Source organism: Limnospira sp. (assembly GCF_051859755.1).
Lineage (GTDB): Bacteria > Cyanobacteriota > Cyanobacteriia > Cyanobacteriales > Microcoleaceae > Limnospira > Limnospira fusiformis.
In genome coordinates, this window is record NZ_JBIMLI010000398.1 from 1 (window position 1) to 652 (window position 652).

Genomic DNA, 652 nt, shown 5'->3' on the forward strand with positions numbered 1-652 from the left:
ACTCGACCCCATGAAGTCGGAATCGCTAGTAATCGTGAATCAGAATGTCGCGGTGAATACGTTCCCGGGCCTTGTACACACCGCCCGTCACACCATGGGAGTTGGGTCTACCCGAAGACGGTGCGCTAACCTCGCAAGAGGAGGCAGCCGGCCACGGTAGGCTCAGCGACTGGGGTGAAGTCGTAACAAGGTAGCCGTAGGGGAACCTGCGGCTGGATCACCTCCTTAAACGAAGCCGAATGCTTCGGTCAGAGTCCACACGAATTACTTGGTTAGCTGAATAAAGAGAGCAGATGGGTCGTTGCAGGCCCGTGTTTTTGGGTCTGTAGCTCAGGTGGTTAGAGCGCACCCCTGATAAGGGTGAGGTCGGTGGTTCAAGTCCAGGATGGCCCACATCCACCCCAAACTGGGGGTATAGCTCAGTTGGTAGAGCGCTGCCTTTGCACGGCAGAAGTCAGCGGTTCGAGTCCGCTTACCTCCACTCTCCTAGAATTAGGTGCTAGTTGGGGTGAGGTAGTCTTGAATTGAGAAATTGAGAGTTGGTGACTGTACAGCTCCTAAGTCTGTAGATGTTAATCTAGGACTAGATAGCTGGACATAAGTTCCAGTCAGAACCTTGAAAACTGCATAGAGAAAAGCATAATGGTGTAGG

General features: G+C 52.8%; 1 tRNA gene and 1 rRNA gene. Both read left to right on the forward strand.

Annotated features, from left to right (window positions below):
• Positions 1 to 228: ribosomal RNA gene (locus tag ACTIE0_RS24865) — 16S ribosomal RNA — on the forward strand; the annotation flags it as partial.
• A gap of 180 nt (positions 229 to 408) precedes the next feature.
• Positions 409 to 481: transfer RNA gene (locus ACTIE0_RS24870), tRNA-Ala, on the forward strand.
• Positions 482 to 652: the final 171 nt, after the last annotated feature.